The organism is Stenotrophomonas sp. 05L44_2, assembly GCF_056665995.1.
On sequence record NZ_JBFTNR010000193.1, the window covers coordinates 1 to 5,879 of the forward strand.

At 68.5% G+C, this 5,879-nt stretch carries 5 protein-coding genes; all 5 read right to left on the reverse strand.

The window, feature by feature from the left end:
- Positions 1-203 precede the first annotated feature (203 nt).
- Positions 204-1,331 (reverse strand): ABC transporter permease, encoded by a 1,128-nt coding sequence (locus AC1VAN_RS08715; RefSeq protein ID WP_032976013.1) that lies wholly within the window; start codon positions 1,329-1,331, stop codon positions 204-206.
- The gene (locus AC1VAN_RS08720; RefSeq protein ID WP_032976015.1) at positions 1,328-2,515 is read right to left on the reverse strand and encodes an ABC transporter permease; all 1,188 of its coding nucleotides are present in this window, start codon (positions 2,513-2,515) and stop codon (positions 1,328-1,330) included. Before AC1VAN_RS08720 ends, AC1VAN_RS08715 begins: the two co-directional genes overlap by 4 nt.
- On the reverse strand, positions 2,500-3,513 hold the full coding sequence (locus AC1VAN_RS08725; RefSeq protein WP_442251360.1) for an HlyD family secretion protein: 1,014 nt from the start codon (positions 3,511-3,513) through the stop codon (positions 2,500-2,502). Before AC1VAN_RS08725 ends, AC1VAN_RS08720 begins: the two co-directional genes overlap by 16 nt.
- On the reverse strand, positions 3,506-4,882 hold the full coding sequence (locus AC1VAN_RS08730) for a TolC family protein (protein WP_480985638.1): 1,377 nt from the start codon (positions 4,880-4,882) through the stop codon (positions 3,506-3,508). The genes AC1VAN_RS08725 and AC1VAN_RS08730 overlap by 8 nt, the downstream gene beginning before the upstream one ends.
- Before the next feature lie 111 nt (positions 4,883-4,993).
- The coding region (locus AC1VAN_RS08735; protein ID WP_480985639.1) for a LysR family transcriptional regulator ArgP at positions 4,994-5,879 on the reverse strand (886 nt) is incomplete at its 5' end.

The window sequence follows — 5,879 nt, forward strand, 5'->3', positions numbered from 1 at the left end:
ACCTGGACATGCGCGGGCTGGTGGGCTATCTGCCGATGGCGGACCTGGAGCCGGGCCGGCATGACCTGCGACTGGTCTGGAACGTGGACGGCGGCGAACGCGGCCCCAGCCGTCGTCGCGAATACAGCATCCCGTTCTGGTACGCGCCGGAGCCGTAAAAGGAGACGGAGGGCATTAAGTCGATTTCTCCCTCTCCGTGCCAGCTACGACTTAATCCCCTTCGTCCCCTTTGGGCTGTGCAGACGCCAGAGGGCGAGGGCGCCGTACAGCACCAGCARCACGGCCAGGGTGATCAGTTCGCGGCTGACCTCGGCCAGGCTGGCGTCCATCTGGTTCAGGCGCACCATCAGGTTGATGCCGGAGGTGGTCGGCAGCAGCTGCGCCAGCCACACCAGCGGGCGCGGGGTCATCACCGCCGGCCACGACAGGCTGGCCAGGAAGAACAGCGGGATCGAGGTGGCGATGATGTACTGGAAGGCGCGTTCGCGCGTGCGGAAGAAACTGCCGACGAACAGCCCGAACGCCACCGTGGCAGCGATGAACAGGGTGCCGCCGAGCAGCTGGCCGAGCGGGTTGCCGCCACGCGGATAGTCCTGCACCCAGGCGGTGAAGCCGGCGTACCAGAACAGCCCGAACAGCCCGATCAGGCCGAAACCGAGGGCCATGCCGGTCAGGGTAGGCAGGTCGAACTGCAGGCGCCGGCCCAGCACCAGCCGGCGGCCACCGAGCAGCACGCCGATGCCCATCAGCAGCGTCTGGTGCACGATCAGTTCGGCCACGCCGGGCACGATCGCGCTGCCATAGCCTTCCTGCGTGTTGAACAAGGGCCGCTGCACGAGGGTGACCGGTGGTGCCTGTGGCGCGCCCATGAACGCGGCCTGGGTGACCGCCGCCTCACGGCCGAACGCACCCAGTGCATCGGCCACGCTGCCCAGCACCCAGCTGGCGCGGCCAAGATAGGCGCCGTTGCCGAGCAGCACCAGTTTGGCCGGATGCCCGCGCAGGATGTCGCGTTCTAGGTTGGCCGGGATCAGCACGATGCCTTCGGCATGGCCGGCCTCCAGCTGTGCGCGCGCTTCCTGCAGGTCGGCCGGTTGCCCGACCACATGGGCCACGCGCAGCGAATCGAGCTTGCGCAGCAGTTCGCGGCTGGTCGCGCTGTGGTCTTCATCGACGACCAGCACGGGCAGGTTGCCGGCCACCTGGTGGCGATAGGCGGCGGGGTAGAAGAACGAGTACAGAATCACCGCGCCGACCATCACCACGATCGCGTAGCGGTCGCAGAGCACGGCCAACAGGGTCTGTCGCAGGCTGTGCCAGATCCGGCTCATGTGCCTGCCCCGGCCGGCTGCGCGGCCTGCGGCGTGCGCGCGAACGCCAGCAGGCGCCAGCCGCCGATGCCGCCAGCAACCGCGATCATCAGCAGCAGCGTGGCCAGCGGCCATAGCGACACCGCCAACGGCGAGCCGATGAACTGCTGCTGGGTCTGCAGCTTGATGTAGGCGCTGAGCGGCAGCAGCAGGTGCCAGACGCGGGTGAACAACGGTGCGTCGATCACCGGGAACGTGGCGCTGGAGAACGCCAGCGCGGTGCCGATGCTCAGGCCCACGGCGGACAGGGCCGTGCCCATGTCACGGGTGACGCCGACGAAGAACAGGGCATAGGCCGCGGTGGCCAGGTAGAACAGCGGCTGTGCGAGCAGCAGCAGAAGCACGCTGCCAGCGATGCCGTCGCCACGCAGCCAGGCCAGATAGGCCGCGCCCAGCGCGCCGTACAACGAGAACAGCAGCACGTAGGGCAGCACCTTGCCTGCAATGGCCGACCATGGTGCATGGCCCAGCCAGGCGGGCAGGGTACCGTCGCGGATCTCACGGCCGAGGCTGCCGGCCACGGCCAGCGCCAGTACCAGCGACAGTACCGCCGGGAAGATCAGTGGCAGCAGGAACAGCTCGTAGCTGCGCGCCGGATTGAACAGGATGTCCGACTGCACCGCGATCGGGGCGGCACGCAGCTTGCCCGGCCCGACCTGCAGGCCGATGCGTTCGCGCAGCAACCGCGCGTTCCACGCAGAGACCGCGTCGCCGATATCCCGCGCGGCGGACTGGCCGGTGGTCATGTAGGTGGCGTTGTAATAGGAAAACACCGTGCCCTGCCGGCCGCGAAGCGCCTGGCGGGTCACATCGCGCGGCACCAGCACCACCGCGAACACCTCCAGCCGACGCAGCTGCGCGCGCGCCTCATCCATATCGACCGGTTGGCTTGCGATGCGCACGCCGGGGCTGGCGTCGAGCATGCGCAGCAGCAGGCGGCTGTCGCTGCTGTGGTCAAGGTCGACCACGGCAATCGGCACATCGCGCATCACCGATGCGGAGAACATCCAGGCCATCACCACCAGCATCAACAGTGGCAGCACGGTGACCAGCGCCAGGTCCGCACGGCTGCTGCGCAACCGGCGCAGTTCGCGCTGCCATGAGCTGCCGAAGCTGCTGCGGCTGGTGTTCAGTGCTGCGGCCATGCGAACAGCACGCTCATGCCGGGGCGGAAGCCCTCGATGCGGCGTACCGGGCGCACCCGCACTTCGAAGCTGCGCACGTCATAGCCCGATGACTGGCGGGTGGTGCGCCAGGTGGCGTAGTCGCCCGCGGGATTGATGAAGTAGACCTCGAACTCACCGTCCTTGCCGAGTGCCGGCACGCTGCCCTGCAGCTTGCTGCCGACCTTCAGGCCCTGCATCTGCGATTCGCGCAGGTTCATCGACACCCACATGCGGTCGATGTCGACCAGAGTGAACACCGGGTAGCCGGCTGGTACCAGTTCGCCCGGGTCGGCCATGCGCTTGTTGATCTCGCCGGCCACCGGCGCGCGGCCTTCCACTTCAACGCGCGCGGCGTTGACTTCCGCCACCGCGCCCTGGGCCTGCTGCACCTGGCCCTGCGCGGCACGCTTGTCCTGTTCGCGCGCGCCGGTCAACGCCATGTCGTACTGGGCGCGGGCGGCGCGGGCCAGTTCGCGCGAGCTGGTGGCCTGGGCCGCCGCTTCATCGCGCTTCTGCCGGGTCATCACCCCTTCGTTGAACAGGTTCTGCACGCGCCGGTAGGTGGCATCGGCAAGCGTGGCACCGGCTTCGGCGCGCTTCCAGTTGGCTTCGGCCGCGCGGATGTCTTCGCTGCGTGCGCCTTCGGCAGCCTTGTCGGCCACCGCCTGCGCCGCAGCCAGTGCGCCGTGTGCCTGCTGTTCCTTGGCTGCTACTTCGGGGCTGTCGAGCAGGAACAGCACCTGCCCGGCCTGCACGCGATCGCCCTCGCGGACCTTCAGTTCGGCCACGCGCGCGGTGATCTTGGCCGACACGTTGAGGGTGTCGGCGTCGGCCATGCCCTGGATCTGGTCGGCGGGGCTGCGCCAGGCCAGCCACAGGCCCAGCACCACCGCCACCAGCAGCACCACCATCAGAATCGGCCCCAGCCGGCGCTTGCCCGGGGGCGTCGTTGCTTCGTCGTGCAACACATCACTCATGATCAATTACCTCGTCTGCACGCCGCCGATGGTCTTCGAAGCGGTCCATCTGTCCACTCACCTCGAGCAGTTGTGCCAAGGCGATATCGTATTGGTAGGCGGCCTGCGCACGTTCAACGCGGGCACCGCCAAGACCGAGCCGTGCGTCGATCACGTCCAGCGAGGTGGCCTGGCCTTCGCGGAAGGCCAGCTCCTGCAGGCGCAGGTTCTCGTCGGCCTGGGCGATGCTGCTGTCCAGCAGCACGAACTGCTGGCGTGCGGTTTCCAGCTCGTTCCAGGCCTTGCGCACACCCAGCGCGACCTGGTTCTCGGCCTCGCGCAGGCCGGCCTCGGCCTGTTCCTGCTGCGCGCGTGCCGCACTGATCTGTGCCGGCCGTGAGTTCGGCGACAGGAACGTGTACTTCAGGCCGATGCCAAACGCCCAGTCCGGATCGGTCAGCATTTCGTCGCGGCGCCGGAAGTCGTACTGGCCGAACAGGAATACCGTTGGCTTCAGCTTGGCCTGCTGCACGCGCACGCCCTGTTCGGCCTGCGCCACGATCGCCCGCAGGCGGGCGATCTGCGGCTGCCGTGCCTGCGCGGTGCGCTCGAAGCTGGCGACCGGTTCCAGCGGCGCGCGCTGCACGAACAGCGGCGACAGCGGCTGCACATCGCCGCCACTGCGCAACAGCGTGGCCAGCGCAGCCTTCAGCGTGGCCAGATCATTGAGCGTCTTCTGGTACTCGCGCTCGGCCTTGTCGCGGGCGACGGTGGCCTGCAGGCGCTGCGCACGCGTGGCGAAGCCTTCGCGTTCCAGTTTCTCGGCATCGGACAGGTGGCGGTTCAAGCCATCGCGCACGTCGCGGCGCACGACCACTGCCTGTTCGGCCAAGCGCTGACCGAAGTAGGCCTGGGCCAGTTGCACGGTCAGCGACTGCCGCTGCGCTTCGCGCTCGGCGCTGGCCTGTTCGCTGGCCGCGCCGGCAGCACGCTGCGCGGCCGGAATCAGGCCGCCGGTGTACAGCGGCAGCACCGCAGTGACCACCGGCCGTGTGCGCCAGTCGCGCTCGGTGAACGACAGCGSTGAGTCGATGCCAAAGGCTTCGGCCACCGGCGCCAGCGAGCCCAGCGGCAGGGTCAGTGTCTTCTGGAACTGCAGCCGCCGCACTTCGCCGGTGATCTCCGGCAGGCGCAGCAGGCGGGTGGCCTCGTGCAGGTCTTCCTTGTTGCGCACGCCGGCATCAGCAGCGGCCAGCGCGTCGGAGACCTGTTCCAGACGCTGCCGCGCCTGTTCCCATTCCAGTGCGGGAGGCGCGCTGGTCTGTGCCGCTGCAGCCAGCGGCAGGCTGGCCAGCAAGGCCAGGCCGGCAGCGCCGAGCGCGCGATGCATCCTTGTCCGTGGGCAGCTCAGGCGCATGCCGTTCCTGTAGTGAAGAAGTGGGCAAACGGTAGTGGTCCGCGCGTGAAGCCGGGGTCTGCGGTGGTCTGGATCATGCTCTTTTCAACGTAGGGTATTGCCCGCGGCGGTACGCAGCGCGTGGGTGATGTGTTGCAACGTGCTCGAACGCACGGCGGCATGCTGCCAGAACAAGGGTACGTCGAGCCAGCGACGCGGTTCCAGCACCACTATCTGTCCGGCCTCTGCCGCTGGCCTGACCAGGGCCTCCGGTGCCAGGCACCAGCCCAGCCCACGCGCGGCAGCATCGACGAAGCCGGTGGAGGAGGGCAGGTAGTGTACGGGCGGTTGCATTCGCGCGCGGGTGAGCCTGCGCAGGAAACGCCATTGCAGTTCATCCTTGCGGTTGAACACGATCATCGGCGCCGAGGCCAACGCCTCGGCCTGCATGCCCGTGCTGAAGTGGCGGCGCGCAAATGCCGGTGAGGCGATGGCGTGGTAGCGCATCGCGCCCAGCGGATGCACGTTGCAACCCTTCAGCGGTCTGCGTTCGGCGGTGACCGCGCCAAGCACGCTGCCGGTGCGCAGCAGTTCCAGGGTGTGGTCCTGGTCGTCCATGCGCAGGTCGAACAGGTAGCCGTGGCGCTGGTGCAGCTCGGCGATGGCGGCGACGAACCAGGTGTCCAGCGAATCGTCGTTGACCGCCAGCGGAATCGGTGTACGGGTGGCATCGCTGYCGCGTTCCGGCAGCAGTTCGGCAAGCGCTTCGGCCTGCAGTGCCTGCATCGGCCGCACCCGCCGCAGCAGCACTTCGCCGGCAGCAGTAGGCCGGCACGGGGCCTGGCGCACCACCAGCACCTGGCCCAGCCGGTCTTCAAGCGCCTTGATCCGTTGCGACAACGCCGACGGGCTGATCGACAGGCGGCGTGCGGCGGCCTCGAAGCTGCCTTCTTCGAGCACGGCGGTGAAGGCGCTCAACTGCGGATGTACC